Origin of the sequence: Rahnella sp. EDr1-12 (assembly GCF_049206505.1) — a bacterium.
In the GTDB taxonomy this organism is placed as follows: Bacteria; Pseudomonadota; Gammaproteobacteria; order Enterobacterales; family Enterobacteriaceae; genus Rahnella; species Rahnella rivi.
In genome coordinates this window covers 474,920-499,945 of the sequence record NZ_JBLZNY010000003.1, presented here as the reverse complement: position 1 = coordinate 499,945, position 25,026 = coordinate 474,920, and the positions used below count along the sequence as shown (strand labels likewise).

The following is a 25,026-nucleotide window of genomic DNA, read 5'->3' as shown; positions in this document are numbered from 1 at the left end:
AACTTTTTAACAAAATTCCGCACGCAAGGTACATGGCGGGCGATCTTTGCGCGCGCGGCAGCCTGTTATCTGCGCAGATGGAAACAACCGGCAATCAATGTCGTTTTTGTCATCCGCCCGTCACTCCCCTGACAGAGCCAGACGCCCACAGTGGCACCTCACCCCCGGTTTCAGAAACTCCATGAGGTATTGCCATGCGTTTTCGTTTAGCTTCAACATTAATAGTAGCCGCTGCGGCGGCATTCGCTTCTCAGGCGGCGATGGCGGCTCCGGTAAAAAATATCGTGCTGGTGCACGGCGCATTTGTGGGCGGCTCGGGATGGCGTCCGGTGTATGACATCCTGACGCACGATGGCTATAAGGTGACGCTGGTGCAGGAACCGCTGACTTCCTTCCCGGAAGATGTGGCGGCCACCAGGCGCATTCTGGATCAGCAAAATGGCCCGGCGATCCTTGTAGGCCACAGCTACGGCGGCGCGATCATTACGGAAGCAGGAAATGACCCGCACGTGGCGGGGCTGGTGTATATCGCGGCGCACGCGCTGGATAATGGTGAAACGGAAGCGACCAACGGTAAGAAATTCCCCAACTCAGCGCACCCGTTTGTCAAAACGCCGGACGGATTCCTCTACATCAACCCGGCGGTTTTCCCGTCCGACTTTGCGGCCGACCTGCCTCGTAAACAGGCGGAATTCGAAGCTAAGGCGCAGATGCTGACCTCCGCCAGCGTCTTCACCGCCAACATTTCTGACCCGGCATGGAAAGTGAAACCCAGCTGGTACATGGTGGCCATGTCCGACAAAATCATTAACCCGGATTTAGAGCGGATGTACGCCAAACGCGCACACAGCCACACCGTCGAAATCGCCGGTGCCAGCCATTCAGTGTATGAATCACATCCGAAAGAAGTGGCCGCCCTGATTGAGCAGGCGGCAATGGGGGTGAAGTAAGGTTTCCCCCGCTCTACGCCCTGCGGGTGAAAGCAATCATGAGCGAAAGGGCATACACCACACACCCCAAAAATGCAGCCGGGGTGAGGCTGTCTGACAGATGCCCGGTGTGGTCATCGGTGTACATCACCAGGCCGACCACGGCGAGGCCCATGATGGCGCTGGGAATGTGGATCCAGCGGGTGAAACGTCCTTTTTGTGCTTTACAGGCGGCGAGCTCTTTTTGAGTTCGCCCGAGCGCGTTGTTCAGGCTTTCGCACTGCGCTTCATGATGCTGAGATTGCGCCGCTAAGCGGTTGTTTTCGCTGATCAGTTCGGCGATCTGTTTATTGAGTTTTGCCGCCTCGCTCTTCGCCGATTGCCCTTCGTACTCTTGTGATTTCAGGTTCACCCGCAGTTGGGTGATTTTACGGTTGGCTTCGGCGGTCAGCTCTTTTTGCTGGCCCAGCAGTGCGTAATTACCGTCTGCACGACGGTTGGCGGCATGGCGTTTATCTTCTTCGTCACGCAGGCGACGTTCAGACTCCGTTTCCAGCGCGGTTAACCGCTGTTGCAGGCTGTCGCGTGCCGCCGCCATGGCGGACATCTGGCTGCCGGTATAGGCAATCAGGCTGTTGGCGGCGTCAAGTTCTGCCGAGGTGGAATTGCCCGCCGCGCGCTGGCGTGAGCGCATGAGCGCCAGTTCATCGGCGTGCTGTTTTTTGAGGCGTTCAGACTGGTTAAGAAGTTCACTGACCCGCGTGTTGAGGCGGTACAACTCCCCTTGCAGCCGGGCCAGCTCTTCAGGGCTGCCACCGTCGCTTTTGTTCCGCGCCACCGCCAGTTCATGCGTCAGGCTGCGCACCTGTTTTTCCAGCGCGGCGAGCCTTTCGACGGTGACAGCCGTATCTTTAAAAACGGTTTTGACTTTAGCTTTATCGGCCTCGGCACGGCTGAAACTGACGCCTCTGAGCGCGCTTTCCACTTCACGGGCGATGGATATTTTATCCATCGCCTTCATGCGGTTGCAGGCGCTGGCGAGGAAAGTGGCCGCTTCGTGACCGTTGCCGGTGCCAAAGGCTTGTTTGATAAGGCTTTGTATCACGCTCATGGTTGTCGCGCTCACTCACAGGAAATATTCAGGGCATGCCCGATGTACATCGATTTACTGATTGTATCAGATAGGATTTCTTTTATTTAGGGGAGTTATTTTGAGCGGGGCAGGACAGGTGATGTTGCGGTTTTTTGAGGTCAGATCCCGATCACCCGCAGATTCGTCACCCCTTTTGCTCCCAGCATCAGCGCACTTTCGCTGTCGGCTGTCGCGGCGGAGCCGGTGATCATAATGGCGTAGCGGGCATTAAAGGGCTGCGGCTGACGGTGGGCGAGGTGCAGATGCGCGACGATATGTTTGACGTCGAGCAGTACCACCAGGTTTTTCGCCATTGCGCTGAGGGTGTTTACCGCAAGCGCGGGGTCGCTGAGAAAAATCGCACCGGTGTCGGCGACGCCAAAACAGGCGCGCACCACGCCGACATCCGCGTCTTTCAACGCGGCCGCCGGGGTACGGGCGTCAAAATCGATGTCCGCGATAATCTCCGGTGTCGCGGAACAAAACAGGGAATCTGCCGGGTACAGTTCGTGCAGGTAAGCGTTCAGCGTAGTATAGCCCGTCAGCGGTGTCTGCAAAAAATGATCATCCCAGATGCCGCCGCTCAGGGTCAGCGCGCGCGCAAAAGCCTGCACAGGATCGGGCTGCGAATCTTCCGCCGGGAACAGCGCGTGAATGAATTTATGCTGGCGGATGGCGGTCAGAAAATCGCTGCGGCGCATGGCGTGTCCTTGTCTGGTAGAAGTCACCTCACGCCGGAAACAGGCGATCCTGTTCCGGCGGAGAGGGTTAAATGATCAATGGAATTGCAGATAGGCTACGTGGGTTTGCAGATATTCCTGCAAGCCGTGTTTACCGTCCGCGCCGCCGACACCCGATTTACGCCAGCCCGCATGGAAGCCCTGCATCGCTTCAAAGTTTTCACGGTTGATGTAAGTCTCACCGAATTTCAGCTGTTTCAGCGCTTTCATCGCCGTATTGATATTGCTGGTGTAAATCGACGACGTCAGGCCGTATTCGCTGTCGTTCGCCATCGTGATGGCTTCTTCCAGCGTGTTGAACGTCGCGACCGGCAGCACCGGGCCGAATACTTCCTCGTGCATGATCGGCATCTCCTGCTTCACATCCACCAGCAACGTTGGCGGGTAGAAGAAGCCGGTGCCGCCCTCACGCTTACCGCCCAGAAGCACTTTCGCGCCCTGCGAGACAGCTTTCGCCACTTTGTCTTCCACGCGCTGTAATGCTGCAGCGCTGATAAGCGGCCCCATATCCAGCTCTTTTTTCTCCGCAGTGTTGCCGAAGGTCACTTCTTTCATGGCAGCGCTGAGGCGCGAAATGAACTCGTCGTAGACGCCTTGCTGCACATAGACACGTTCGGCGCAGTTACACACCTGCCCGGTATTGATGACGCGCGAGCTGACGATGGCTTTTACCGCCAGATCTAAATCGGCGTCGTTCATCACGATGGCGGGCGCTTTGCCGCCCAGCTCCAGCGAAACTTTGGTGACGTTTTGCGCCGCAGCGGTCATGGTGGCGATACCCGCCGCCACGCTGCCGGTCAGGCTGACCATGCCAACTTTCGGGTTGGCGGCCAGTTCCTGCCCGACGGTCGGGCCGTAGCCGGTGACAATGTTCAGCACGCCTTTTGGCAGGCCGATGTGGTGAATGATCTCAGCAAAGATCACCGCATTGTTCGGGGTGATTTCACTCGGTTTAATCACGATGGTGTTACCGGTGATCAGCGCCGGTGCCGCTTTGCGGGCGATCAGGAAGAACGGGAAGTTCCACGGCAAAATACCGGTGGTCACACCGATGGCTTTGCGGAACACAAAGATGTTTTCGTTTGGCCGGTCGCTCTGAATGATTTCGCCTTCATAGCGGCGCGCCCATTCCGCCATATAATCCAGATAATCCGCCGTGAACAACACTTCGGTTTGTGCCAGGCCGTAGGTTTTACCGCCTTCGGCAATGATGGTTTGTGTCAGCTCGGCTTCGCGTTCGCGGATACCGGCGGCGATTTTGTGCAGCCACACGCCGCGTTCCACCGCAGGCAGCGCTTCCCAGCCCGGCTGCGCCGCTTCAGCGGCATCAATGGCTCTTTTGGCATCTTCTGCCGAGCCTTCAGGGATCTGCGAAATCACCTGTTCTGTCGCCGGATTCACTACGTCAATCCACTTTCCGCCGGTGTTTTCAACGAATTCGCCGTTGATGTACATACGTTTCTGAACTGTGCCCATAGCTGGAGTCTCCAAAGTACGGATAGAGGTGATGAACGAGTTGTTAAAAAATAAGTTCTTTTTTGTGAAGTTTTAACAGCCTGTTCTATCCGACCGGGTTTTACCTTTCCGTCACTGCCAGTACGGCGTGGGAAATGGCAAAAATGTCATGGTCGGACTGCCCGACGTAACATTTTTGCAAATTGGAGATAACGACTGCGGATCATAAACGCGCGTTGCGGGGAGCGTAGCCGAATTCACGTTTGAAGAGAGTGGAGAAGTAGTTGCTGTCGCAGAAGCCGCACTGATGCGCAATGTCAGTGATCGAGCTGTCGGTGAATCGCAGCAGGTTGCGGGCATTGAGCAGGCGCAGTCGGTTGAGATAGTTGAGCGGCGTGCAGCCGGTTTGCTGCTTCATCTGCCGGTGCAGGGTGCGCAGCGACATCGAAAACTTTTCTGCCAGCACCGGCCAGTCGATCTCTTCGTCGTAATGCTCATTCATCCAGTCGAGTAAATTATTCAGGTCACCGCCCTGCCCGCTGTATCCCACCTCACGGCTGCCTTTTCGCAGCAGCAGTAAGAGTTGCATAAAATACAGTTCCTGCTGCGCCTGAGACTCGGGTGACGTTCGGACCGGTTTGCGCGCCAGAAGGTCGATCAGCGTTTTTGCCTGCGCTATCTGGCCGGGATTGATACGCCAGTGCGCCGGATAAATGCCATCGACTTCCTGCGGCAGCAGATCGCCAAGCCCATTCAGAAAGCGGAAAGCCTCGGGGCTGCGGTACAGCACGTTGGTCAGGTGCAGGTTGTCGGTGTCTTCGTAGAGATGATGATCGCGGTGGCGCACAAAACAGACGCTGCCCGCGCTGAGCAGCAGCGGCTGATCGTTAAAAACGTGGGTGCCGGTGCCCTGTTCGACCAGCACTATTTCATTGAAATCCTGATGATGATGTTCAGGAAACGTCTCCTGCGGATAACGGGGTTCAATGGCGACCGGGAAATCTCCTGAGGCAAAATATTCGCTACTGCGTAACACGGTCATTTGCGACTCCTTATTAACATTATCGTAATATCTTAGTCGTCGCTGCCCCCTCGCATCAGGCTGAAACTGTGACCCATCAGCCGCTTTTGAACAAAACCTTTCTTTCTGCCTCTGATCCTGCGAAATCCGCTGTGCGACGCAGGTTTACGCCTGATTTTAGTGCGGGTTTTCTGCATCCAAAACCTGTGTTTTTCTGACCGTTTGCGTTGCCCGCCACAACATTGTTATCAATTTGTGAGGTTGTTCTCTTAAACCTTTGCACCTTTGCCATAGTTGGCTTAGAACTGGCACTCGCGGAAAGGTCAGTTTATCAGCAACCTCCTAGAGTCGTGATCATGCGCCTGGCGCGTCGGCAACTTTTGGTCGTTAAACTCTATGCGGAGTACAAACAATGAAATTAAAACACGTACTGAGCCTTACCCTGATGGCGAGCAGTATCCTGCTGGCAGGCGCGGCATCGGCAGAAGTGAAAATTGCACTGGTCGCGAAATCACTGGGCAACGGATTTTTTGAAGCGGCCAACGTGGGCGCACAGCAGGCCGCGAAAGAACTGGGCGACGTGAAAGTGATTTATACCGGCCCGACGACAACCACCGCCGAAGCGCAGATCGAAGTGCTGAACGGGTTGATCGCGCAGGGTGTCGATGCCATCGCAGTTTCCGCCAATGACCCGGATGCGTTAGTGCCGGTGCTGAAAAAAGCCATGCAGCGCGGCATTAAAGTGGTGTCGTGGGATTCCGGTGTCGCCAAAGACGGCCGTCAGATCCACCTGAATCCGTCTAACAATGCGCTGATCGGCGAAACCAACGTCAAACTGGCCGCCGACGCGCTGAAAGCCCTGAACGTCGAAAAAGGCGACGTGGCTATCCTGAGCGCCACCCCAACCTCCACTAACCAGAATCTGTGGATTGCGGAGATGAAAAAGGTGCTGCCGAAATACCCTTCGGTGAATCTGGTGACCGTTGCGTATGGCGATGATTTGTCAGATAAAAGTTACCGTGAAACCATCGGCCTGCTGAAATCCTATCCGGATCTGAAAGTGATTATTTCTCCGTCTTCCGTGGGTATCGTGGCGGCGGCGCAGGCAGTGAAAGATCAGGGCAAAATCGGCAAGGTGTACGTGACCGGCCTGGGGCTGCCGTCTGAAATGGCCGGTGCCGTGAAATCCGGCGCGACCAAAAGCTTCGCCATCTGGAATCCGATCGATCTGGGTTACGCCGCCACCTATCTGGCTGACGATTTAGTCAAAGGCACCGCCACCAAAACCGAAGCCAGCATGGGCCGTTTAGGCAAAGTCAAACTGGACGCTGACGGCAGCGGCGCAATGGCAGAACCGTTCGTTTACGACGCCAGCAACATCGACAAATTCTCTAAAATATTCTGATCCTGAATGCGGCTGGCCGGTCTGCGGTCAGCCGTTTTGTTGTGCTTCGTCAGGGGACATCTATGACCGATACCACACCGCTTTTATCACTTAAAGGCATCAGCAAAGTCTTTCCGGGCGTCAGGGCACTGAACAATGTGCATGTGGATTTATATCCGGGAAAAGTCACCGCCCTGATTGGCGAAAACGGCGCGGGGAAATCGACGCTGGTGAAAGTCATGACCGGAATTTATCAGCCGGAAGAGGGTGAACTGCGTTACAAAGCCATTCCGATCAAACTGCCGACGCCGGAATCCGCGCACAAAGTCGGGATCACCGCCATTCATCAGGAAACCGTATTGTTTGACGAGCTTTCCGTTACCGAAAATATCTTCGTCGGCCACTACGTTTACGGCGGGCTGTTCAAACGCCTGAACTGGCCGGCGATGCATCAGCAGGCGCGCGACATTCTGACCCGCCTGGAAGTGAACATCGATCCGCGCGCCACGCTGAAAGACCTGAGCATTGCGCAGCGCCATATGGTGGCGATCGCCCGCGCACTGTCGTTTGATGCGCAGGTGGTGATCCTCGATGAACCGACCGCCGCACTTTCTCAGCATGAAATCGTTGAGTTTTATCAGATTGTGGAACGCCTGAAACACGAAGGCAAAGCCATCCTGTTTATCTCGCACAAGTTCGACGAGATCTTCTCTATTTCCGATTACTACACCATATTGCGCGATGGCAGCTATGTCGGTTCCGGCAAAATCAGCGACATCAGCGAGCAGCAAATGGTCACCATGATGGTTGGCCGCGAAGTCAGTCAGGCTTACCCGAAAGTGAACTGCGCGCCGGGTGAAACGGTGCTTGAGGTGCAAAACCTCAGCCATCCGACCGAATTTTCAGGCATTAATTTCTCGCTGCGCAAAGGCGAAATCCTCGGCTTTTACGGGCTGGTGGGCGCTGGCCGTACCGAGCTGATGCAGGCGCTGTTTGGCGTTACGCAACCGGGCGGCGGCAAGATCCTGATCAACGGTAAAGAACAGCATTTCTCCCGCCCTTCTCAGGCCATCCGGGCGGGGATTGTGTACGTGCCGGAAGAGCGCCAGAAACAGGGCGCGATCATTGATTTACCCATAAGCCAGAACATCAGCCTGCCGCAGCTCAGCCAGCTCAATCCGCGTGGCGTACTCAATGACAAAAAAGAGTGGGCGCTGGCGGATGATTACGCCCGGCGGTTGCAGGTCAAGGCATCGAGCTGGAAACAGGCGGTGGGCACGCTTTCTGGCGGGAATCAGCAAAAAGTGGTCATTGCCAAATGGCTGGCCACGAAACCGGACATCATCATTCTCGATGAGCCGACAAAAGGCATTGATATCGGCTCCAAAGCGGCGGTGCATCAGTTTATGTCTGAACTGGTCGGGCGCGGGCTGGCGGTGATTATGGTGTCATCCGAATTACCGGAAGTGATGGGCATGGCAGATCGCATCATCGTGATGCATGAAGGGCTGATGGTGGCGGAATTCAGGGCCGGTGAAGCCAGCGCAGAAATGATTGTCAGCGCCGCCAGCGGCGCGGGCGAGGAGGCAGCATGATCAGAAACCTGCTGAAATACCGCGAGCTGCTGCTGGCGGTGGTGATTGTCCTGATGGTGCTCGCCGTGGGCGCGCGTTCGCCGGAGTTTATCGGCATCGGTAATCTGCTGGAGATGTTTAACGATACCTCGATTCTGATCATCCTCGCCCTCGGGCAGATGATGGTTTTACTGACCAAAGGCATCGATTTATCTATGGCGGCGAATCTGGCACTGACCGGGATGATCGTCGCGCTGATTAACTTCCATCACCCGGATATTCCGGTGTGGTCGCTGGTGGTGCTGGCGACGCTGCTCGGGCTGGTGATGGGCGCGGTTAACGGCCTGCTGGTGTGGAAAGTCGGTATTCCGCCGATTGTGGTCACGCTCGGCACCATGAGCATTTATCGCGGCATCATTTTTCTGCTCTCCAACGGTGGCTGGATCAACGCCCATCAGATGAGCCCGGATTTTCTCAGCCTGCCACGTGCGACCTTTATCGGCCTGCCGCTGCTCGGCTGGTGCGCGATTGCCGCGCTGATTCTGGTGGCGTACTTCCTGCGTTACAGCCGCACCGGTCGCGCGTTATATACCGCAGGCGGCAACGCGACGGCGGCGTATTACACCGGCATCAATGCGGGCAAAATGCAGTTCGTCAGCTTCTGTCTTTCCGGCGCGCTGGCCGGATTCTGCGGCTATCTGTGGATTTCACGCTTCGCGGTGGCTTATGTCGATGTAGCCAACGGCTTTGAATTGCAGATTGTTGCGGCGTGCGTTATCGGCGGCATCAGCACCATGGGCGGCATCGGTTCAGTGGTCGGCTGCCTGCTCGGTGCGCTGTTCCTCGGCGTTATCAACAATGCCCTGCCGGTGATTGAAGTGTCGCCGTTCTGGCAGATGGCGATTTCCGGCGGCGTGATTGTGATCGCGGTGATCCTCAATGAACGCGCCAATAAACGTAAAGGACGGCTGATCCTGCGTCACTCTCCTGCTGTCCAGCCTGTGCGAACTGAAACCGGGGTAAGATCATGAACAAGACCTTAGCATCGCGCACCGCGCCGCATTCCGCCGCCGGAGAAAAAACCACCCTGGCCGCCACGCCGTTTTTCCGCCGCCTGATGTGCTGGGAAGGTTTTTTGCTGGTTGTCACGCTGCTGGTATTTGGCGCGAATGCCCTCGCTTCGCCCTACTTCCTCAATATCTGGAATCTGTCGGACGCGACCTTTAACTTCACCGAAAAAGCCATCATTGTGCTGCCGATGGCGATGCTGATCATCGCCCGCGAAATCGATTTGTCAGTCGCCTCAACCATGGCGCTGAGCTCAACGGTGATGGGGTTCTGCGCGCAGGCGGGTTTACCCACGCCGGCGCTGGTCGGCGTCGGGCTGAGCGTAGGATTGCTGTGCGGGCTGGTCAACGGGCTGCTGGTTACGCGGCTGAATCTGTCGTCTATCGTCATCACCATCGGCACCATGAGCCTGTTCCGTGGCATCACTTATGTACTGCTCGGTGACCAGTCGCTCAACCAGTATCCGGCCAGTTTTGCATGGTTTGGTCAGGGTTATGTCTGGGGGCCGCTGTCGTTTGAATTCGCGCTGTTCCTGGTGCTCGGCGCGGTGTTTTATTTCCTGCTGCACAAAACGAATTTTGGCCGCCGCACTTACGCCATCGGCAACAATCCGGTCGCCGCGTGGTATTCAGGCATTAACGTCAAACGCCATAACCTGACGCTGTTCGTGCTGGTGGGCGTGATGTCCGGGCTGGCGTCGGTGCTGCTGACCTCGCGCCTCGGCAGCACGCGTCCGACGCTGGCGCTCGGCTGGGAACTGAGCGTGATCACCATGGCGGTGCTCGGCGGTGTCAGCGTGCTCGGTGGCTCCGGCAGTATGACCGGCGTGATTATCGCCGCGTTCCTGATGGGCCTGCTGACCTTCGGCCTCAGCCTGCTGAATGTGCCGGGAATTGTGATGTCGGTGATTGTCGGCGCGATGCTGATCGTGGTGATTTCGCTGCCGGTGCTGTACCGCAAAGTTCTGGCGCGGGGGAAATAGCGCCAGGTGTGTTATCCCCGCCTGCGGGCGGGGATGCAGATTGTCCTCCGACCATAATCCCCCACATTATTTATTTCTCCCTGCAATACTTGCTTCCCGCTGCCGTCCTCCCGTAGTTTAAAACCAAAGGTTTATTGCTGAATGACTTATAACAGGAGGAATATATATGCGGATTCTCGTTGTGGGCGCGGGCGCGACCGGCGGATATTTCGGTGCGCGGTTGGCGCAGGCCGGGCAGGATGTGACATTTCTTTTACGTGAAAAGCGCGCGCTTGCGGTTCAGCGCGACGGGCTGACCGTGCACAGCCCGCACGGTGATTTCCATTTCCAGCCGTCAGTATTACAGGCATCGCAACTCACCGGACCTTATGACCTGATCCTGCTGACAGTGAAAAGCTTCGGGCTGGAAGCGGCGATTAAGGACATCGCGCCGGTGGTAGGTGAAGATACGATGATCCTGCCGGTGCTTAACGGCATGAAGCATATAGAAACGCTGAGCCAGCGTTTTGGCGAACACGCCCTCCTCGGCGGTTTATGCAAAATCAACGCGACCCTGGATGCCGACGGCCATATCCACCAGATGACCCCTATGCACCAGATTTATTACGGTGAACTCTCCGGTGAAAAAACCGCGCGCATTCAGCGTGTCGATCAGGCGTTCAAAGAGGCGGGTTTCGACGCATTCCTGTCTGAAACGATCATGACCGATCTGTGGGAGAAATGGCTTTTACTTTGCAGTTTTGGCGCGATCACCTGCACCATGCACGGCAATATCGGTCAGGTAGCGTCTGCGCCGGGCGGCACGGAGTTTGCGACAGGCATCGTTAATGAAGCGCTGACCACCATGAAAGCGTTCGGTTATGCAGAACGCGCGGCGGCAGTGGCGAAAGTCAAAGAAGCCGTCACCGACAAACTCTCTGAACAAACCTCCTCCATGTACCGCGATATGACGCAGGGTAACCCGGTAGAAGCAGACCAGATTGTCGGCGATCTGGTAGAACGCGCAATTCGTGTGGGAATAAATGTTCCGCTTTTACAGGCGGCATATACCCATCTTTGTGTGTACCAGAACAACCGCCAGAACGCTTAATTCTTTCCTGATGCCCGTTCCCGTAGCGGGCTATTTTTTCGATCCTTATCTTATCCCCTAATAATATAAAGCACATTCTCTGAATAAACCCCACTGGCTACAGGGATGCAAAATTTCAGCCAGTTCGTCATCATTCACATATAACAATATCCGGCAAACGCAGAAGCGGCAGTGAAAAACTTACATTTACTTTACTGGTGAAGATGTGTTCAGAGACGGGAAAGGATCTTAAAAGATCGCAACGCGCAGAGGAAAAGTATTATCAGGTGACTCAATAGACTGGGATTTTTGAAAATAAAAACGGGTAAGGAAAGAGCAATATTGTTATCCGTGACTTCCTGTTTCGCGTTAACAAAACAGGAAATCCCAGAAACATCAGTAATACGGTCGTATCATTAACGCGCGATCAGGAAGCTTTCCAGCGTCGCACCGCCATCCAGAGCAATTTTAATTGCTGATGGCGTACGGCCCTGACCGGTCCAGGTTTTTTGCTCGCCGTTGGTATCTTTGTATTGATAAATGGCCGGGCGTGGCTGGCGTTTAGACTTGGTTTTAGTGGTTTCTTTCGTGCCCTGATGCGTGACCAGATCATCGATATCAATGCCGTCTTCTTCCAGCATTTTGCGATATTTAGATAATTTCTCGTTACGTTCTTGCTGTTGAGCGCTCACTGCTTTTACATTTTCGCGAGATTCTTCAACAATGGCCGTCAACTTCTCGAGGATTTCTTCCAGTGTTTCTAAAGGCATTTCACGTGCCTGTGCGCGAAGTGTACGGATATTATTCAAAACGTTTAATGCGTTGTCCATGATGTTCCTGCCAGTATGAGAGTTTATTTTTTGAAAGTGCGTCTGATTCTACACAAACAAATAACTATATCAATTGCGCCAGCGTAATATTACAGCTTGTTACGCAATATTCTGTCTGTTTGTTTCTTTGTATTAACTGACATTTCCATTAAGTGAAATTTTTACTCTTAGTTTTAATAGTGTCGCAGAGTGAATGATGCGCCCGATATAATGTTGCTTATATCGCCATTCTCCGCAGAGAGTTTATCTTTTTAACCCCGCTTCCGGAAAAAGTCCCCTTTTCCAGATGTTAAACACAGAATGTGCGAAAAATCCGCTGGAAGAGTTCACATCTCCCGACTTAGAATGTGACGCAAATCACATAAGAGTCGTTCCTTTCACCATGTACAAAACCCTGTTTTACGTCTTTGCGGGCTGCCTGATGTTCAAACTCGCGCTGGACTGGCAAATTATTTTGCAGGTAGCAGAGGGCTGATCTCCGACGCCATGGTCACGAATTCCGAGAGATTTCGCGTCAGACTTGCCCGCCGCCATATCAGCCAGGTCGTCAGAAAACGGTAATTCTCCGCCAGCGGCCAGCAACTGACCGTGCTGCTGCCGGGCATACTTTCCAGCATACTGCGCGGCATCAGCGCCAGCCCGCCACCGGCAATAACGCACGCCAGCATCCCGTGGTAAGACTCCATTTCATAGATTTTGCCCGGCGCAGCGTCATCTTCCCTGAACCAGCTTTCGAAATGCCGCCGGTAGGAACAGTTGGCGCGAAAGGCATACACAATCTCGCCGTTCACTTCCTGACCGCGGGTCACTGGCGGATGGTCGTGTGGCGCGACGATCACCATCTCTTCCTGATAGACCGGCACACCGTCGAGCACCGGATGCAGCACAGGGCCATCAACAAAGGTGGCTTCCAGCTCCCCTTCAAGCACTTTCTCCAGCAACTCCCCGGAAGGACCGGTGCTGAGCGCCAGCTCGACCTTGCCGAATTTCTGGTGATAACGCGTGAGCAGCGGCGGAATGCGCACCGCTGCGGTACTTTCCAGCGCCCCGAGCGCGAATACGCCCTGCGGTTCGCTGCCGGATACGGACATCCGCGCCTCTTCCACCAAATCCAGAATACGATTGTTGTAGCTGAGAAAATTCCGGCCAGCCGGTGACAGACGAAGCCGCTGGTTCTCGCGGATAAACAATTCCACGCCCAGTTCGGCTTCCAGTTGCCGGATACGGGTGGTGAGATTGGAGGGTACGCGGTGCACAATCTGCGCGGCGGCGCTGATACTGCCGGTTTGGGCCACGGCGCGGAACATCTCCAGTTGTGACAGATTCATAGCCATTCTCAAAAAATGAAAGGAAAGTTCATTTTTATTCATTTTTAATGAAACGCGCAAGCCGTTATTCTCTCTCCATCACTCCTGATGAGGAAAAATCAATGACCCAGGCCACTCCCCAGACTCACGCTATTTCACTGAATCCGTTCAACGGCGAACGCCTTGCTGACTACGCCTATGATTCACCCCAGGCGCTGGAAGCCGCCGTTTCTCAGGGCAGCGACGCCTTTAAACACTGGCGTAATGTCGACATCAGCAATCGCGCCACGCATCTGCTGCAACTGGCCGCTGAATTGCGGGCTGCCAGTGAAGACATCGCCCGCATGATCGCCCTTGAAATGGGTAAACCGGTAAAACAGGCGCGCGCGGAAGTCGAGAAGTCAGCCAGCCTGTGTGAATGGTATGCCAAACATGGCCCGGCCATGCTGGCACCGGAACCCACGCAGGTCGATAACGGTGAAGCGCACATCCATTACCGCCCCTCGGGGATGATTCTGGCGATCATGCCTTGGAATTTTCCGGTATGGCAGATTCTTCGCGGCGCAGTGCCGGCGCTGCTCGCCGGAAATACGTTTCTGCTAAAACCGGCGCCGAACGTTATGGGCACTACCTATAGGTTGAAGCAGGCGATGCTGAAAGCCGGTTTCCCTGCCGGTGCGTTTGGTGTCATTAATGTTGATACGCCCGCCGTGGCGGGGCTGATAGCCGATCGTCGCGTTACCGCCGTCACCGTGACCGGCAGCGTGCGCGCCGGGGCTGCCATTGCAGAACTGGCGGGTAAAGCGGTGAAGAAATGTGTGCTCGAACTCGGCGGTTCAGATCCGTTTATCGTGCTTAACGACGCAGATCTGGATGCGGCGGTGGCGGCTGCGGTCGCAGGCCGTTATCAAAATACCGGGCAGGTGTGTGCCGCCGCAAAACGCATGATTGTCGAAGCGGGCGTGCTCGATGCCTTTACGAAGAAATTTGTCGCCGCAACGCAGGCGCTGGTGACAGGTGATCCGCTGGACGAGGCCACCTACATCGGCCCGATGGCCCGTTACGATCTGCGCGATGAGCTGGATCAACAGGTACAGGACAGTCTGGCGCAGGGCGCAACCTTGCTGCTCGGCGGAGAGAAGATGGCCGGTAAAGGTAACTTCTATACGCCTACGGTTCTCGGCGACGTGACACCGGAGATGACGGCGTTCCGTCAGGAGCTGTTTGGTCCGGTCGCCGCCATTACCGTGGCGCGTGATGCGCGGCATGCCGTGGAGCTGGCAAACGACAGCGAATTTGGTTTGAGTGCGACGATCTTCACGTCGGATTTGGATCTGGCAAATGAGATGACCGGCGAGCTGGAAACCGGCGGAGTCTTTATCAACGGTTACAGCGCATCGGATCCGCGTGTCGCGTTCGGCGGCGTGAAGAAAAGTGGTTATGGCCGCGAGCTTTCACACTTTGGTTTACGTGAATTCTGTAACGTGCAAACCGTCTGGACCGACCGCAAGTAATCGTCATCCCCCGCCCTGACCAATAATCACAGGATGGAAGCATCCTGTGATTATATCCTTTCGCTCTCTGCCGTTTTGCGGGCATCAGCAGCCAATAACCGGTTTGAATGAAACAGATAAATCCCTGATCAGCGTGTCAGATATTTCACCACTCTGTTCTGATGATTTATCTAAAAAACGTTTTACCTCTGATGCCAGCCGTAATGTTAATACGGATACAGGATCAGAGGAGAGAGCTTCATGTAAAGGTCATCGCCCAGGTAATGACACCCGCGACGACCGTAGTGAAGGTCAGCGCGACCAGAAAAAGAATGTCGATGACTTTTTCCAGCACCACATTACGACGCTGCCCGCGGGTTCTCAGCGCCCAGTAAGACATGATTGTGGTAGCCAGATACAAAATAGCGTTAATTGCCAGCAAATCATCGCCCAGCGTCCCTTCTCGTCTGAGAGTGGTAATAACCTGAAAAATCCCGATGACCGTAATACATACGCCAACCATTCCCGCCGACGCGGTAAATATGTGCACCGAAATATCTTCGTCCAGCCTGGCATTGGTTTTTTTTCTGAGCATAGCCTTTCCATCCTGTGTTTCCGCTTAAGCGTTATTCCTGCGGGACAGCGTAAAACTGATAACAGAACGTTAAACATAGGCGATTCTTTCTCAGGGTGCGCAATGGTGACCAGGTAAAAGGCGAGGTATGAAGTCAAAAGAGGTGAGTAAGATGAGTAATTACAGATACCCCCTTTTCTTGTAAGGTTTATGGCGCAGTTTTATCTCTTGTTTTCATCATGGATTAAGGAACCGACATTATTATGGAAACGTCTGTATGGATAGTTGGAGCGGTGATTCTGATTTCATTCATTATCGCGGCGTTAAAACCCAGACGGTGCGATGTGTGCAATATCGCGTTTAAACGCAAATATTACACATGGGAATTAGAAGGGAAAAAGCAGCATTTTTGCCCAGGCTGTAATGGCAAAATGGAGAGAAAAATCAGCAAGGAAAGGTTTAAAAAGAGATTCGGATAACTGAGTGGCACGGCGGGGGCGTGACCCCTGTGTCTAAGATATTGACTTTACGCGGCATAAACAGACAATGTCTCCTTTCGAGCGACTACCTTACAGAATCGGAGTCTACCATCGTCTGCTCTCTCAGCGCTCTACCCCTCAAACAAGTGAAGCATGGCATTGCACTGGTGGCTGCCATGCTTTTGCTGGCCAGTTGTTCTTCCAAACCGCCGAAGTCTCTGGTTACGCCACTTCCGCCGGTCAGTACCAAGCCCCTGCCGGGTAAAACCAACCACGATAAGGAACCGGTACGCGGCGTCTGGCTGACCACAGTTTCTCGCCTGGACTGGCCACCGGTGGCCTCCGTCAATGTCAGCAGCCCCGCCCTGCGCATCAGCCTGCAGAAAAAAGCGCTGACGGATAAGCTTGATAAACTGAAAACGCTGGGTATCAACACCGTATTTTTCCAGGTAAAACCTGATGGTACTGCGCTGTGGGCGTCCAGAATTTTGCCGTGGTCAGACATGATGACCGGTAAAATTGGTCAGGATCCTGGCTATGATCCGTTGCAGTTCATGCTTGATGAAGCGCACAAGCGTGGCATGAAAGTCCACGCCTGGTTTAATCCGTATCGGGTTTCGGTTAACACCAAACCTTCCACCGTGGCGGAACTCAATAATACCCTGACCCTGAACCCGGCCAGTGTCTTTGTTCTGCATCGTGACTGGATCCGCACCGCCAGCGATCGCTTTGTGCTCGACCCGGGCATCCCCGATGCACGTGACTGGATCACCAGCATTGTCGCTGAAGTGGTGTCCCGTTATCCCATCGACGGTGTGCAGTTTGATGATTATTTCTATACGGAATCCCCTGGCTCCAGCCTCAACGACAACCTGACGTTCCAAAAATATGGAAAAGGGTTTGCCTCTAAAGCGGACTGGCGGCGACACAATACCCAGCAGTTGATCGAGCAGGTTTCCCGCACCATTAAACAGCTCAAACCGGACGTCGAATTTGGCGTCAGCCCGGCTGGCGTATGGCGCAATCAGTCGCACGATCCGGCCGGTTCCCGCACGCAAGGCGCAGCGGCCTATGACGAAGCTTATGCCGATACCCGCCTTTGGGTTCAGCAGGGATTACTTGATTACATTGCCCCGCAGCTGTACTGGCCTTTCTCGCGCAAAGCCGCGCGTTATGACGTACTGGCAAGCTGGTGGGCTGAGGTGGTCAAACCGACACACACGCGCCTGTATATTGGCATCGCGCTGTACAAAATCGGGGAACCTTCAAAAAATGAACCCGACTGGATGGTTAACGGCGGCGTGCCGGAACTGAAAAAACAGCTGGATTTAAACGACGCTGTACCCCAAATTCAGGGCACCATTCTCTTCAGAGAGAACTATCTCAACCAGCCGCAGACGCAGGAAGCGGTTCGTTATCTGAAAAGTCGCTGGGGGAGCTGACCGGCTTTTTCATCAGCGCCTCATTGGTTTTCCGCATAGCAAAAAAGCCGTCTTCAGTGCCTGAGGCGGCTTTTTCTTTACATCCTGTTATTTAAACAGACGCAGCAGATGATCTAACAGCAGTGAAGACAGGGTGAAATCCGGGTCTGCAAAAGTGACACCCTGAGCGCCGAGATGAGCAAACAGCGGCAAGGTCAGCGCAGGGAGAACACACAACAACAGCCCGTTGATGCCGCTGGCGATGACCGCGCCGCGGAACCCGCCGGTCGCGTTACCGAAGATGGCCGCAGCGCCGCCGGTAATAAAGCTCGCCATGATGCCGGGGACAATAATCGGCAATCCGATAAACGGAAAAATCAGGATACACACCAGTTCCACTGAGAAACTCACCAGAAAACCAATCAGCGTGGCATTCGGCGCTTTGGTAAACAGCACCATCACATCAACGGCCGGCACAGCGCCGGGCGCGAAGACTCGGGAAAATCCTTTAAAGGCCGGTACGATTTCCGCCGTAAATAAGTTAACGCCCGCCTTCGCTAAATAAAGTCCGCAGGCAAACACGGCTGACTGTTCAAGAATGAAAATAACCATATTCTTATCTGCTGCGCCCGCCCCGTACACCAGCGTCATGGCCGTTTTGATCTGCGGTTGCGTGGCGAAAACGCAGGAGATCAACAGCAGAACTAACATCGTCAGCAGTGTGGCGATATTGGGTTCACGAAGGAAGTCGAATTTATTACTGATTTTGAGATGTTCTGTGTCGGTTTTCTTATTGCCGAACCATTTCCCCATATAAGAACCAATAATGTAAGAAGAGATCGCGGCATGGGAAATCGCATATTCATCTGAGCCGATGATTTCACGGCTAAATTTATTTAGAAAGAACGGTGAGGCTGCCATATAGAAGCCGATAAATATCGACGAGATGATAATGATTGGATAATGGCTGTAGCCCAACTGCATCAGTACAGCGGTTAATGCAAAGGACATAAACAGCACCAGATGCAGCGAAAGATAGATAAATTTCAGGCGGGTGAATCTGGCCAGAAGAATATTTATCACCATGGAGAAAAGCAAAATTATCGCTGCGGTGGAACCAATCTGATCGATGGTTGCGGCCATGATCGCTTCGTTGCTGGGCACCACACCGACAATGTCAAAAGCACTGGAAAACAACGTACTAAACGCCGTTAACACTTTCATCAGGATTGAACCACCGACTTTGATCATGGTGAATCCGATGAAAGAAAGCGCCGTCCCCGTGATTATTCTGGATACGGATGCTCTCTGAAACAGCAACCCCAGAAAAGCAATAATCGCAATTATCACCGCAGGCGTTCTAACCAAACTCAGAAATATATCCATCTTCCCCTCTTGTATTGAATTTTATTGTTTGAAAATTGCGGCACTTGTTATTTTTAAAAAACTTTAAATTCACATAAAATCAACATTCGCACTCATCACTGCTCATGTATAATGTGAAGATAAATTAATGAACCGCTGTTTCTTTTTATTTGGACTGATGTTTTATATATATCACTAACAAGAGATGATGTGAACTGAGTCGCAATTAGTACAGGAGGGAATATATTTGAATCCGTTTTGGAAGGCAGTTAACAGGGTTTTGCTGAAAGCTCACTGGTCATATGTCCCTTTATGGCCATCGTTAGCGGATGTCGTCAAATTACCTGCCGTTTTGCTTAAAGCTGTCTGAGGCGACGGCGGATGTAATCCGCTGCAACACACAAAATTTCTCTGGAAAGCATCTCTTACTTCCATCATTAGCCAGTTGGTTTAGCGACTTAAGCTGAGCTACAGTCCGCCCGCAATATCCAAAAAGAACAAAATTGAATCGCATTCGGTTTACATATTATAAAATTTACGGCAATAATCGCCGTGAATTGTGGATTTCATAAACAAAAGAGGTTGTATGCTTAATACCGATGCGAGACAACGACTCAAAACGTTATTGCCCTCAGGCTTGGTGGCTACAAAAGCATGGCTTCAACAGCAAGGATTAGACCTGCATTTTATCGATAATGCGGTTAAAAGCAGGACATTGCGGATGCTCGTTCCGGGTGTGTATGTTTGTGATGAAACACCCCTAAGCTGGCAAGGCATCGTATCTTCTCTTCAGCGTATGCAACCTGCGTTCATCACTGTGGGTGGAATTACGGCGTTGAATCTGGAAGGTTTAGCACACTATCAGATTAAAAATCAGATCGTACCTGTCAGCCTTTATTCTGCAGGTTCGCCACCGGCATGGTTAAACAAAATCACTGCCTGCGCGAATTTTGAATGGCGCGGCACACGCCGTTTATGGCCCGACAGCATCATTGAAAATGCAGCATATCTCCGCGAAAGCCAATGGCGACAATCACTGCCGCCGCTGCACTATTCCGGGCCAGAAAGAGCCATAATTGAACTTCTCGCAGAGGTACCTAAAAACATCAGTTTTGAACATGTGGACCAAATCATGCAGGGGCTTTTCACCCTCTCTCCCCGCAAACTTGAACCGCTGTTACTGGCAAACTGCAGTATTAAATCAAAACGTCTCTTCCTTTGGCTGGCAGAGCGCCATAACCACGCCTGGTTAAAATACCTTAATCCTGAACAGTATGAGCTAGGCAGCGGAAAGCGGGTGATTGCTCATTCCGGCAGACTGGACACCACCTGGAATATCACCGTACCCAAGGATATGTAATCAAGAATGGACAGGGAAAGTATTTACTACAAACAGGTGAAGTTGCTGTTACAACTGCTTCCTTTTATTGCCAAACACGATTGCTTTGCACTTAAGGGGGGGACGGCAATCAATCTTTTTATACGTGATTTTCCCCGCTTATCTGTTGATATCGATCTCGTGTATTTGCCCGTACTGGAGCGGGATGCTTCCCTGAGGGGTATCAAGTCTGCATTAGATAATATTGCTTATTCTATACTCGTTACCCTCCCGGGCAGCAAAGTTCGTAAGTCCTACGAAGATAAAGATGATGCATTGCGGCTGACGGTTATACGTAACGGGGTCATGATAAAGATTGAACTCTCACCGGTATTAAGAGGATCCGTATTTGAACCGACCCTTCTCCCTGTCTGTGAGACGGTGGAAAATGAGTTTGGCTTTGCTGAGGTTTCAGTGGTGTCATTTGCTGATCTCTATGCCGGAAAAATTTGCGCGGCGCTCGACCGTCAACATCCAAGAGATTTGTTTGACATCAAATTCTTACTCGACAATGAGGGCCTCACTCCGTTACTGCGTAAAGCTTTGATGGTTTATATCATCAGTCATTCACGCCCTATCGCCGAGTTACTGCGGCCACATTTAAAAGACATCGCCGGGATCTATGAGGGTGAATTTCGCAGCATGGCAGATAAAGATGTTCCGCTGGATGAATTGCTCGCCGTGCGCAAACAATTGATTAAGCAAGTCCATGCTGAAATGACTACAGATGAAAGAACATTTTTACTGTCATTCAAAAACAGAGATCCTGACTGGAATTTGCTGGGCCTGGATAACATAGATAAGTTGCCCGCAGTACGCTGGAAACAACAAAATCTGTCGAATATGCCAGCAAATAAACACGCAGAAGCACTGAATCAACTGAGGACAGTTCTTGAAAAATTCATGTAACCCTCGATATGAACTGAATTATCTTCGGACAAAAATCTGTCCATATTTTCAAGAGAACGGAAACTGTCTGGTTATTATCATTCCGGCCACCGTAATTGCCTTTTGCAGTGCTCATGTCAAAAGTACCGAACCTGTAACTAAGTGAAAGCATCCTCTTTAGACATCGCGTTAATTGTGACGGAAGTTTTCTTAACAACTAATTAGCAATTAAAGCTAAACGTCGTTACATGAAAAGGTGTTTCTTAGGGTTGTGCCCGCTCGAATTCTTATTCCCGCAAGTTACGAAATGAATGAGTAGCACGGCTATACGCCCGAACCTGAAGATGAACTAATGAGGAATAAAATCATGAAAGGCTTAGTAAATGATGTCTTGTCTATATTCTTTCCCAAGGATGTCAAACCTGTCTTAATCCGCTCAGGATTATCGCATCGTGAAATTTCCTCACTGCAGGCTGTAGGGGTGACAACGGTGTCGTGGGCAACGTCCATGGAAGAACTCAACAACGCGTTTGTTAAAAAAGCGTTAGCGGCGGGTGCGGTCGGCTATCACATTACCAATGTGGAATCGCACAAACCGGGTAAAGATCAGCAACACGTCATGGCGGCTACCGCCACTGTTTACAATATTAACCATAAACTGGCTTATGACTGATGTTTGAGAATGGCTGCACGGCTTGCCGGGAAATGTGTAAGAAATGAAGGAAAGGCGCAGGATGCGCCCTTTTTTATGCTGCCATAAAAAAACCCACCCCCACTTTGCAGCGGGAATGGGCTTTCAGCATCGCTTAGCGTAAAACCAAATTACATCTGGATCAGATGTTTGATTTTCACGTCAGGATTGGTGTCTGCAGCGTAATCCACGCCGTTCAGGCCGAAACCGAACAGACGCATAAATTCGCTTTTGTAGCCGACGAAATCGGTCAGTTCCGGGATGTTGTCGTTGGTGACTTCATTCCACAGTTTGCCCACTTCGTCCTGTACTTCTGGCGCGATCTCTTTCAGGTCAGCGCGCAGACGGCCTTCGTTATCCACCAGCGGCTCAGCGCCGTACAGGCTGTCTTTGTACAGACCGTAAACCTGCTCGATACAACCTTCGTGAGTGCCCTTCTCTTTCATCACTTTGAACAGCAAGGAAAGGTACAGCGGCATCACAGGGATCGCAGAACTCGCCTGAGTCACCACGGCTTTCAGTACGGAAACACGCGCGTCGCCGCCCTGCTCTGCCAGTGTGCTGCGGATATCCAGAACACGTTTGTCCAGATCCTTCTTCGCTTCACCGATAGAACCGTTCCAGTAGATGTCCTGCGTCACTTCTTCACCCAGATAGGTGAAGGCAGTGGTTTTCGCGCCTTCAGCCAGCACACCGGCGGCTTTCAGGTCGTCGATCCACATCTGCCAGTCTTCACCGCCCATAACGGCCACGGTGCCTGCAATTTCTTCAGGCGTTGCCGGTTCCAGCGTGGTTTCGTTGATGGTTTCTTTGTCGGTATTGATACCGCGAATGGTGACTTGCTTACCGATTGGTTTCAGAGTGGAGTTGAAAACTTCACCGGTTTTCGGATGGGTACGGCGCGGCGCAGCCAGGCTGTAAACCACCAGATCAACCTGACCGAGATCTTGTTTGATCAGCTCAATGGTCTTTTGCTTCACTTCATCAGAGAACGCGTCGCCGTTGATGCTTTTCGCATACAGACCTTTTGCATCCGCAAATTCTTCGAAGGCGGCGGAGTTGTACCAGCCTGCGGTTGCGGTTTTGGATTCATCACCAGCACGTTCGAAGAAAATGCCGAGCGTGGCAGCGTCAGAACCGAAAGCAGCAGAGATGCGGGCAGCGAGGCCGTAACCGGTAGAAGCGCCGATCACCAGGACTTTTTTCGGACCGCCGGCAATTTTGCCCTGAGCGGTAACGTAGTCGATTTGTTCTTTAACGTTCGCCTTGCAACCTTCCGGATGGGCAGTAACACAGATAAAGCCACGGATGCGTGGTTTGATAATCATATAGACCTCATTGCAACTGTCTCAGTAAATTGGCCGATAGAATATAGGTTTGCGCCGTTTCAGGCAAAACCTGACGCTCCATCGCCCGCTAAACAGACTTCTCTGAAGTGAAAACAGGCTCGTTTTCAGCCAAAAGCCTAAAAAGTGAACCAAAAGTGATCCCTGAAGTGTAACCCAGTTCCGGCGGGATTTTCATTTCACGCCTCACGCATTCCAAAAGCATGACGGTGGCAAACCGGGCATGCCTTTTCCTGCGCAGTCCAGGCGGGAAACTGGCGATGGCACACCCGGCATTCGGCGTGTTCAAGCGGGTAAACCTCTGACGTCCCTTCGCTGCTTTCCTGCACGGATAACGCAGCGTCGAAACACACCGCCTCACAGTTGCCGCAGCCGGTGCATTTTACCGGGTCCAGCGTCAACGCCTGCGCATCCAGCCGGATGGCCTGTTCAGCGCACACCCGGCTGCAGGCACCGCACAGCGAGCAGCGTTCTGTTGCGATAACAGGGCGAAACTCGCTGAATTGTGTAAAACGGGCGCGTCTGGCGCGGCGTCCGACGGGTACGCTGCCCGCTGAAACGCCTTCATTTTTCAGATGCAGCCAGCGGCGGCGTGCGCCGTTCAGCGTTTGCGGGGATGGCGGAACAACATTCCACGGCGGTTCCTGCATGTGTCTGAGACGAACGTTCAGTGCGGCGACGGCCTGAAACCAGCCAGCCGCGCTGTTCGCGTCCATCTCAACAAAACGGATGCCAATTTCACTGTGCCAGATCAGCAGTTCTTCAGGGCATGGCGCGACGGCACTCAGCGGCATCACCAGCCGGTCACCACGATAATGCCGCGTAGCCGGAGTAATGCCCTCCGGAGAACCGGTCGGGCAGTTGAAAAGACAATATCCGCAGCCGATACAGGCCTGCGGATTGATTGCCATCGTGCCTTCTGCGTTCAGCGTAACCGCACCGGTCGGGCAGACGTCGGCGCAGGCCACGCAGCGGCTGTTTTTCACCGTATTGCGCACGCAGGCCCGCCCGGCGCTGATTTGGTGCGGGCGGGCATCAGGCAAAAACACACTCATCAGTGAATGCTGAAGAAGTTAAAACGCAGCATGATTTCTGCCAGCAACACCGCCGCGCCACCCGTCAGCAGCTGCAACCGGCCAATGCGGTGGGTTTGCAGGCTGCGCGCCGTGATGACCGTGCCCGCGGTCAGTATCACCCACGCCACCAGGCGCAACGTGCCGGACTGCGCGAAGGCAACCAGCGGCTGATGCGGGAAGGTCACCGCATCACGGCTCACCCCGTTCAGATACGCCAGATACACCGGTTGTTCCAGCAGGCGCGCCAGGGTAACCGCGATCAGTATGCCACCGCAGAACACCGCGATCCGCCGCGCCCGTTGCCAGGGCAGCCATGGGCAGCGCGAAATCCGCCACAGCGCGGTGATCGCGCCCAGACTCAGCGCGCTCCCGTAAAACATCACGTACGTATTGATGTGCATCCAGGTGGCGACAGACGCATGCACGTAAATCGCGCTCATGCAAAAGAGATCAATCAGACCCAGCAGCGAAGCGAGCAGCAGAAGCGATGTCACCACGCGTTTTGACACCAGCGCAATCAGCGTTGTCAGCCCCAGTACGCCGAGATAAAGGCTGGCGAAGACAATTTCCCTGCTCAGCCAGGAACTGCCGATGTGGCTCAGCGCGTGAAACGCATTGAGCGGATAGCCCAGATGCGCGGTTGACGCGACAAGGCCCAGCGCACCGGCGATGAAAGCCAGCAACATAGCCGGTGCGGCGACGCGCCATTTTTCCTGCACGTGCAGACGATCAGCGGCATACACCAGCGTGAATGTGGTGAAAACGGTGCTGCCAACGGAAAGTTGGATCAGCAACGTAAAGACGATCAGTGGCCATTCCTGCAT

23 protein-coding genes are annotated in these 25,026 nt (G+C 53.4%); 12 read left to right on the top strand and 11 right to left on the bottom strand.

Features of this window, described 5'->3' with window-relative positions:
* The first annotated feature begins 194 nt into the window (after nt 1-194).
* Nucleotides 195-950, top strand: a complete 756-nt coding sequence (locus ACO0U8_RS16030) for an alpha/beta hydrolase (RefSeq protein ID WP_421671220.1) — start codon at nt 195-197, stop codon at nt 948-950.
* 13 nt (nt 951-963) lie between these two features.
* On the opposite strand, the gene ACO0U8_RS16025 is transcribed toward ACO0U8_RS16030, so the two are convergent.
* The 4 genes from ACO0U8_RS16025 to rhaS (ACO0U8_RS16010) all read right to left on the bottom strand — a co-directional run bounded on the left by ACO0U8_RS16025 (nt 964) and on the right by rhaS (ACO0U8_RS16010) (nt 5,298).
* Entirely contained in the window at nt 964-2,040 is a 1,077-nt protein-coding gene (locus ACO0U8_RS16025; protein WP_421671219.1) for a hypothetical protein, read from the bottom strand.
* A gap of 140 nt (nt 2,041-2,180) precedes the next feature.
* Nucleotides 2,181-2,762, bottom strand: coding sequence for an LUD domain-containing protein (locus ACO0U8_RS16020; protein ID WP_421671218.1), 582 nt, complete (start codon nt 2,760-2,762; stop codon nt 2,181-2,183).
* Between the two features lie 75 nt (nt 2,763-2,837).
* Nucleotides 2,838-4,277 carry an aldehyde dehydrogenase gene (aldA, locus tag ACO0U8_RS16015; RefSeq protein ID WP_421671217.1) on the bottom strand — a complete coding sequence of 480 codons (1,440 nt, stop codon included), beginning with the start codon at nt 4,275-4,277 and terminating at the stop codon, nt 2,838-2,840.
* A 202-nt stretch (nt 4,278-4,479) separates the two neighbouring features.
* Nucleotides 4,480-5,298, bottom strand: a complete 819-nt coding sequence (rhaS, locus tag ACO0U8_RS16010) for an HTH-type transcriptional activator RhaS (RefSeq protein ID WP_056779799.1) — start codon at nt 5,296-5,298, stop codon at nt 4,480-4,482.
* 391 nt (nt 5,299-5,689) lie between these two features.
* Between rhaS (ACO0U8_RS16010) and rhaS (ACO0U8_RS16005) the strand changes: the two genes are divergently transcribed.
* The 5 genes from rhaS (ACO0U8_RS16005) (at nt 5,690) to panE (ending at nt 11,375) form a co-directional block, all read left to right on the top strand.
* A complete protein-coding gene (gene rhaS / locus ACO0U8_RS16005; RefSeq protein WP_056779797.1) occupies nt 5,690-6,682 on the top strand; it encodes a rhamnose ABC transporter substrate-binding protein in 993 nt (330 codons plus the stop codon).
* Nucleotides 6,683-6,744: 62 nt separating this feature from the next.
* Nucleotides 6,745-8,256 (top strand): sugar ABC transporter ATP-binding protein, encoded by a 1,512-nt coding sequence (locus tag ACO0U8_RS16000; RefSeq protein WP_414072306.1) that lies wholly within the window; start codon nt 6,745-6,747, stop codon nt 8,254-8,256.
* Nucleotides 8,253-9,266, top strand: a complete 1,014-nt coding sequence (locus ACO0U8_RS15995; protein WP_122096827.1) for an ABC transporter permease — start codon at nt 8,253-8,255, stop codon at nt 9,264-9,266. The genes ACO0U8_RS16000 and ACO0U8_RS15995 overlap by 4 nt, the downstream gene beginning before the upstream one ends.
* Nucleotides 9,263-10,285, top strand: coding sequence for an ABC transporter permease (locus ACO0U8_RS15990; RefSeq protein ID WP_421671216.1), 1,023 nt, complete (start codon nt 9,263-9,265; stop codon nt 10,283-10,285). Before ACO0U8_RS15995 ends, ACO0U8_RS15990 begins: the two co-directional genes overlap by 4 nt.
* A 166-nt stretch (nt 10,286-10,451) precedes the next feature.
* Nucleotides 10,452-11,375, top strand: a complete 924-nt coding sequence (panE, locus tag ACO0U8_RS15985; RefSeq protein WP_421671215.1) for a 2-dehydropantoate 2-reductase — start codon at nt 10,452-10,454, stop codon at nt 11,373-11,375.
* A 395-nt stretch (nt 11,376-11,770) separates the two neighbouring features.
* Here panE and ACO0U8_RS15980 read toward each other — a convergent pair whose 3' ends face one another.
* Nucleotides 11,771-12,184 (bottom strand): H-NS family nucleoid-associated regulatory protein, encoded by a 414-nt coding sequence (locus tag ACO0U8_RS15980; protein ID WP_122096830.1) that lies wholly within the window; start codon nt 12,182-12,184, stop codon nt 11,771-11,773.
* 449 nt (nt 12,185-12,633) lie between these two features.
* On the bottom strand, nt 12,634-13,512 hold the full coding sequence (ptrR, locus tag ACO0U8_RS15975; RefSeq protein ID WP_421671214.1) for a putrescine utilization regulator PtrR: 879 nt from the start codon (nt 13,510-13,512) through the stop codon (nt 12,634-12,636).
* A 101-nt stretch (nt 13,513-13,613) separates the two neighbouring features.
* On the opposite strand from ptrR, the gene ACO0U8_RS15970 reads away from it, so the two are divergent.
* A complete protein-coding gene (locus ACO0U8_RS15970; RefSeq protein ID WP_421671213.1) occupies nt 13,614-15,005 on the top strand; it encodes an aldehyde dehydrogenase family protein in 1,392 nt (463 codons plus the stop codon).
* A gap of 238 nt (nt 15,006-15,243) precedes the next feature.
* On the opposite strand, the gene ACO0U8_RS15965 is transcribed toward ACO0U8_RS15970, so the two are convergent.
* Nucleotides 15,244-15,579, bottom strand: a complete 336-nt coding sequence (locus ACO0U8_RS15965; protein WP_056779774.1) for a hypothetical protein — start codon at nt 15,577-15,579, stop codon at nt 15,244-15,246.
* Between the two features lie 242 nt (nt 15,580-15,821).
* On the opposite strand from ACO0U8_RS15965, the gene ACO0U8_RS15960 reads away from it, so the two are divergent.
* Both ACO0U8_RS15960 and ACO0U8_RS15955 read left to right on the top strand, forming a co-directional pair.
* Complete coding sequence (locus ACO0U8_RS15960; RefSeq protein ID WP_421671212.1) at nt 15,822-16,037, top strand: hypothetical protein; 216 nt, start codon at nt 15,822-15,824, stop codon at nt 16,035-16,037.
* 176 nt (nt 16,038-16,213) lie between these two features.
* Nucleotides 16,214-17,479 (top strand): glycoside hydrolase family 10 protein, encoded by a 1,266-nt coding sequence (locus tag ACO0U8_RS15955; RefSeq protein WP_421671287.1) that lies wholly within the window; start codon nt 16,214-16,216, stop codon nt 17,477-17,479.
* Nucleotides 17,480-17,566: 87 nt separating this feature from the next.
* Here ACO0U8_RS15955 and ACO0U8_RS15950 read toward each other — a convergent pair whose 3' ends face one another.
* The gene (locus ACO0U8_RS15950; RefSeq protein ID WP_056779768.1) at nt 17,567-18,844 is read right to left on the bottom strand and encodes a PTS ascorbate transporter subunit IIC; all 1,278 of its coding nucleotides are present in this window, start codon (nt 18,842-18,844) and stop codon (nt 17,567-17,569) included.
* Nucleotides 18,845-19,409: 565 nt separating this feature from the next.
* On the opposite strand from ACO0U8_RS15950, the gene ACO0U8_RS15945 reads away from it, so the two are divergent.
* The 3 genes from ACO0U8_RS15945 (at nt 19,410) to ACO0U8_RS15935 (ending at nt 21,762) form a co-directional block, all read left to right on the top strand.
* Complete coding sequence (locus ACO0U8_RS15945; RefSeq protein WP_421671211.1) at nt 19,410-20,183, top strand: type IV toxin-antitoxin system AbiEi family antitoxin domain-containing protein; 774 nt, start codon at nt 19,410-19,412, stop codon at nt 20,181-20,183.
* A gap of 6 nt (nt 20,184-20,189) precedes the next feature.
* Nucleotides 20,190-21,110, top strand: coding sequence for a nucleotidyl transferase AbiEii/AbiGii toxin family protein (locus ACO0U8_RS15940; protein ID WP_421671210.1), 921 nt, complete (start codon nt 20,190-20,192; stop codon nt 21,108-21,110).
* A 346-nt stretch (nt 21,111-21,456) separates the two neighbouring features.
* A complete protein-coding gene (locus tag ACO0U8_RS15935) occupies nt 21,457-21,762 on the top strand; it encodes a DUF1471 domain-containing protein (protein ID WP_056779759.1) in 306 nt (101 codons plus the stop codon).
* A 149-nt stretch (nt 21,763-21,911) separates the two neighbouring features.
* Here ACO0U8_RS15935 and fabV read toward each other — a convergent pair whose 3' ends face one another.
* The 3 genes from fabV to ACO0U8_RS15920 form a co-directional block, all read right to left on the bottom strand.
* On the bottom strand, nt 21,912-23,108 hold the full coding sequence (gene fabV, locus ACO0U8_RS15930; protein WP_056779756.1) for an enoyl-ACP reductase FabV: 1,197 nt from the start codon (nt 23,106-23,108) through the stop codon (nt 21,912-21,914).
* A 197-nt stretch (nt 23,109-23,305) separates the two neighbouring features.
* Nucleotides 23,306-24,181 (bottom strand): 4Fe-4S binding protein, encoded by an 876-nt coding sequence (locus ACO0U8_RS15925; protein WP_421671209.1) that lies wholly within the window; start codon nt 24,179-24,181, stop codon nt 23,306-23,308.
* A complete protein-coding gene (locus tag ACO0U8_RS15920; protein ID WP_421671208.1) occupies nt 24,181-25,026 on the bottom strand; it encodes a dimethyl sulfoxide reductase anchor subunit family protein in 846 nt (281 codons plus the stop codon). Before ACO0U8_RS15920 ends, ACO0U8_RS15925 begins: the two co-directional genes overlap by 1 nt.

Bases quoted from the DNA above. Each gene is read 5' to 3' on its own strand.
- fabV (WP_056779756.1), bottom strand. From the start codon at position 23,108: ATGATTATCAAACCACGCATCCGTGGCTTTATCTGTGTTACTGCCCAT.
- ACO0U8_RS16000 (WP_414072306.1), top strand. From the start codon at position 6,745: ATGACCGATACCACACCGCTTTTATCACTTAAAGGCATCAGCAAAGTC.
- ACO0U8_RS15955 (WP_421671287.1), top strand. From the start codon at position 16,214: ATGCTTTTGCTGGCCAGTTGTTCTTCCAAACCGCCGAAGTCTCTGGTT.
- rhaS (WP_056779797.1), top strand. From the start codon at position 5,690: ATGAAATTAAAACACGTACTGAGCCTTACCCTGATGGCGAGCAGTATC.
- ACO0U8_RS15980 (WP_122096830.1), bottom strand. From the start codon at position 12,184: ATGGACAACGCATTAAACGTTTTGAATAATATCCGTACACTTCGCGCA.
- rhaS (WP_056779799.1), bottom strand. From the start codon at position 5,298: ATGACCGTGTTACGCAGTAGCGAATATTTTGCCTCAGGAGATTTCCCG.
- ACO0U8_RS15945 (WP_421671211.1), top strand. From the start codon at position 19,410: ATGCTTAATACCGATGCGAGACAACGACTCAAAACGTTATTGCCCTCA.
- ACO0U8_RS15960 (WP_421671212.1), top strand. From the start codon at position 15,822: ATGGAAACGTCTGTATGGATAGTTGGAGCGGTGATTCTGATTTCATTC.
- ACO0U8_RS15920 (WP_421671208.1), bottom strand. From the start codon at position 25,026: ATGCAGGAATGGCCACTGATCGTCTTTACGTTGCTGATCCAACTTTCC.
- ACO0U8_RS15950 (WP_056779768.1), bottom strand. From the start codon at position 18,844: ATGGATATATTTCTGAGTTTGGTTAGAACGCCTGCGGTGATAATTGCG.
- ACO0U8_RS16020 (WP_421671218.1), bottom strand. From the start codon at position 2,762: ATGCGCCGCAGCGATTTTCTGACCGCCATCCGCCAGCATAAATTCATT.
- panE (WP_421671215.1), top strand. From the start codon at position 10,452: ATGCGGATTCTCGTTGTGGGCGCGGGCGCGACCGGCGGATATTTCGGT.
- ACO0U8_RS15990 (WP_421671216.1), top strand. From the start codon at position 9,263: ATGAACAAGACCTTAGCATCGCGCACCGCGCCGCATTCCGCCGCCGGA.
- ACO0U8_RS16025 (WP_421671219.1), bottom strand. From the start codon at position 2,040: ATGAGCGTGATACAAAGCCTTATCAAACAAGCCTTTGGCACCGGCAAC.
- ACO0U8_RS15995 (WP_122096827.1), top strand. From the start codon at position 8,253: ATGATCAGAAACCTGCTGAAATACCGCGAGCTGCTGCTGGCGGTGGTG.
- ACO0U8_RS15935 (WP_056779759.1), top strand. From the start codon at position 21,457: ATGAAAGGCTTAGTAAATGATGTCTTGTCTATATTCTTTCCCAAGGAT.
- ACO0U8_RS15965 (WP_056779774.1), bottom strand. From the start codon at position 15,579: ATGCTCAGAAAAAAAACCAATGCCAGGCTGGACGAAGATATTTCGGTG.
- ACO0U8_RS15940 (WP_421671210.1), top strand. From the start codon at position 20,190: ATGGACAGGGAAAGTATTTACTACAAACAGGTGAAGTTGCTGTTACAA.
- ACO0U8_RS15970 (WP_421671213.1), top strand. From the start codon at position 13,614: ATGACCCAGGCCACTCCCCAGACTCACGCTATTTCACTGAATCCGTTC.
- ACO0U8_RS15925 (WP_421671209.1), bottom strand. From the start codon at position 24,181: ATGAGTGTGTTTTTGCCTGATGCCCGCCCGCACCAAATCAGCGCCGGG.
- aldA (WP_421671217.1), bottom strand. From the start codon at position 4,277: ATGGGCACAGTTCAGAAACGTATGTACATCAACGGCGAATTCGTTGAA.
- ptrR (WP_421671214.1), bottom strand. From the start codon at position 13,512: ATGAATCTGTCACAACTGGAGATGTTCCGCGCCGTGGCCCAAACCGGC.
- ACO0U8_RS16030 (WP_421671220.1), top strand. From the start codon at position 195: ATGCGTTTTCGTTTAGCTTCAACATTAATAGTAGCCGCTGCGGCGGCA.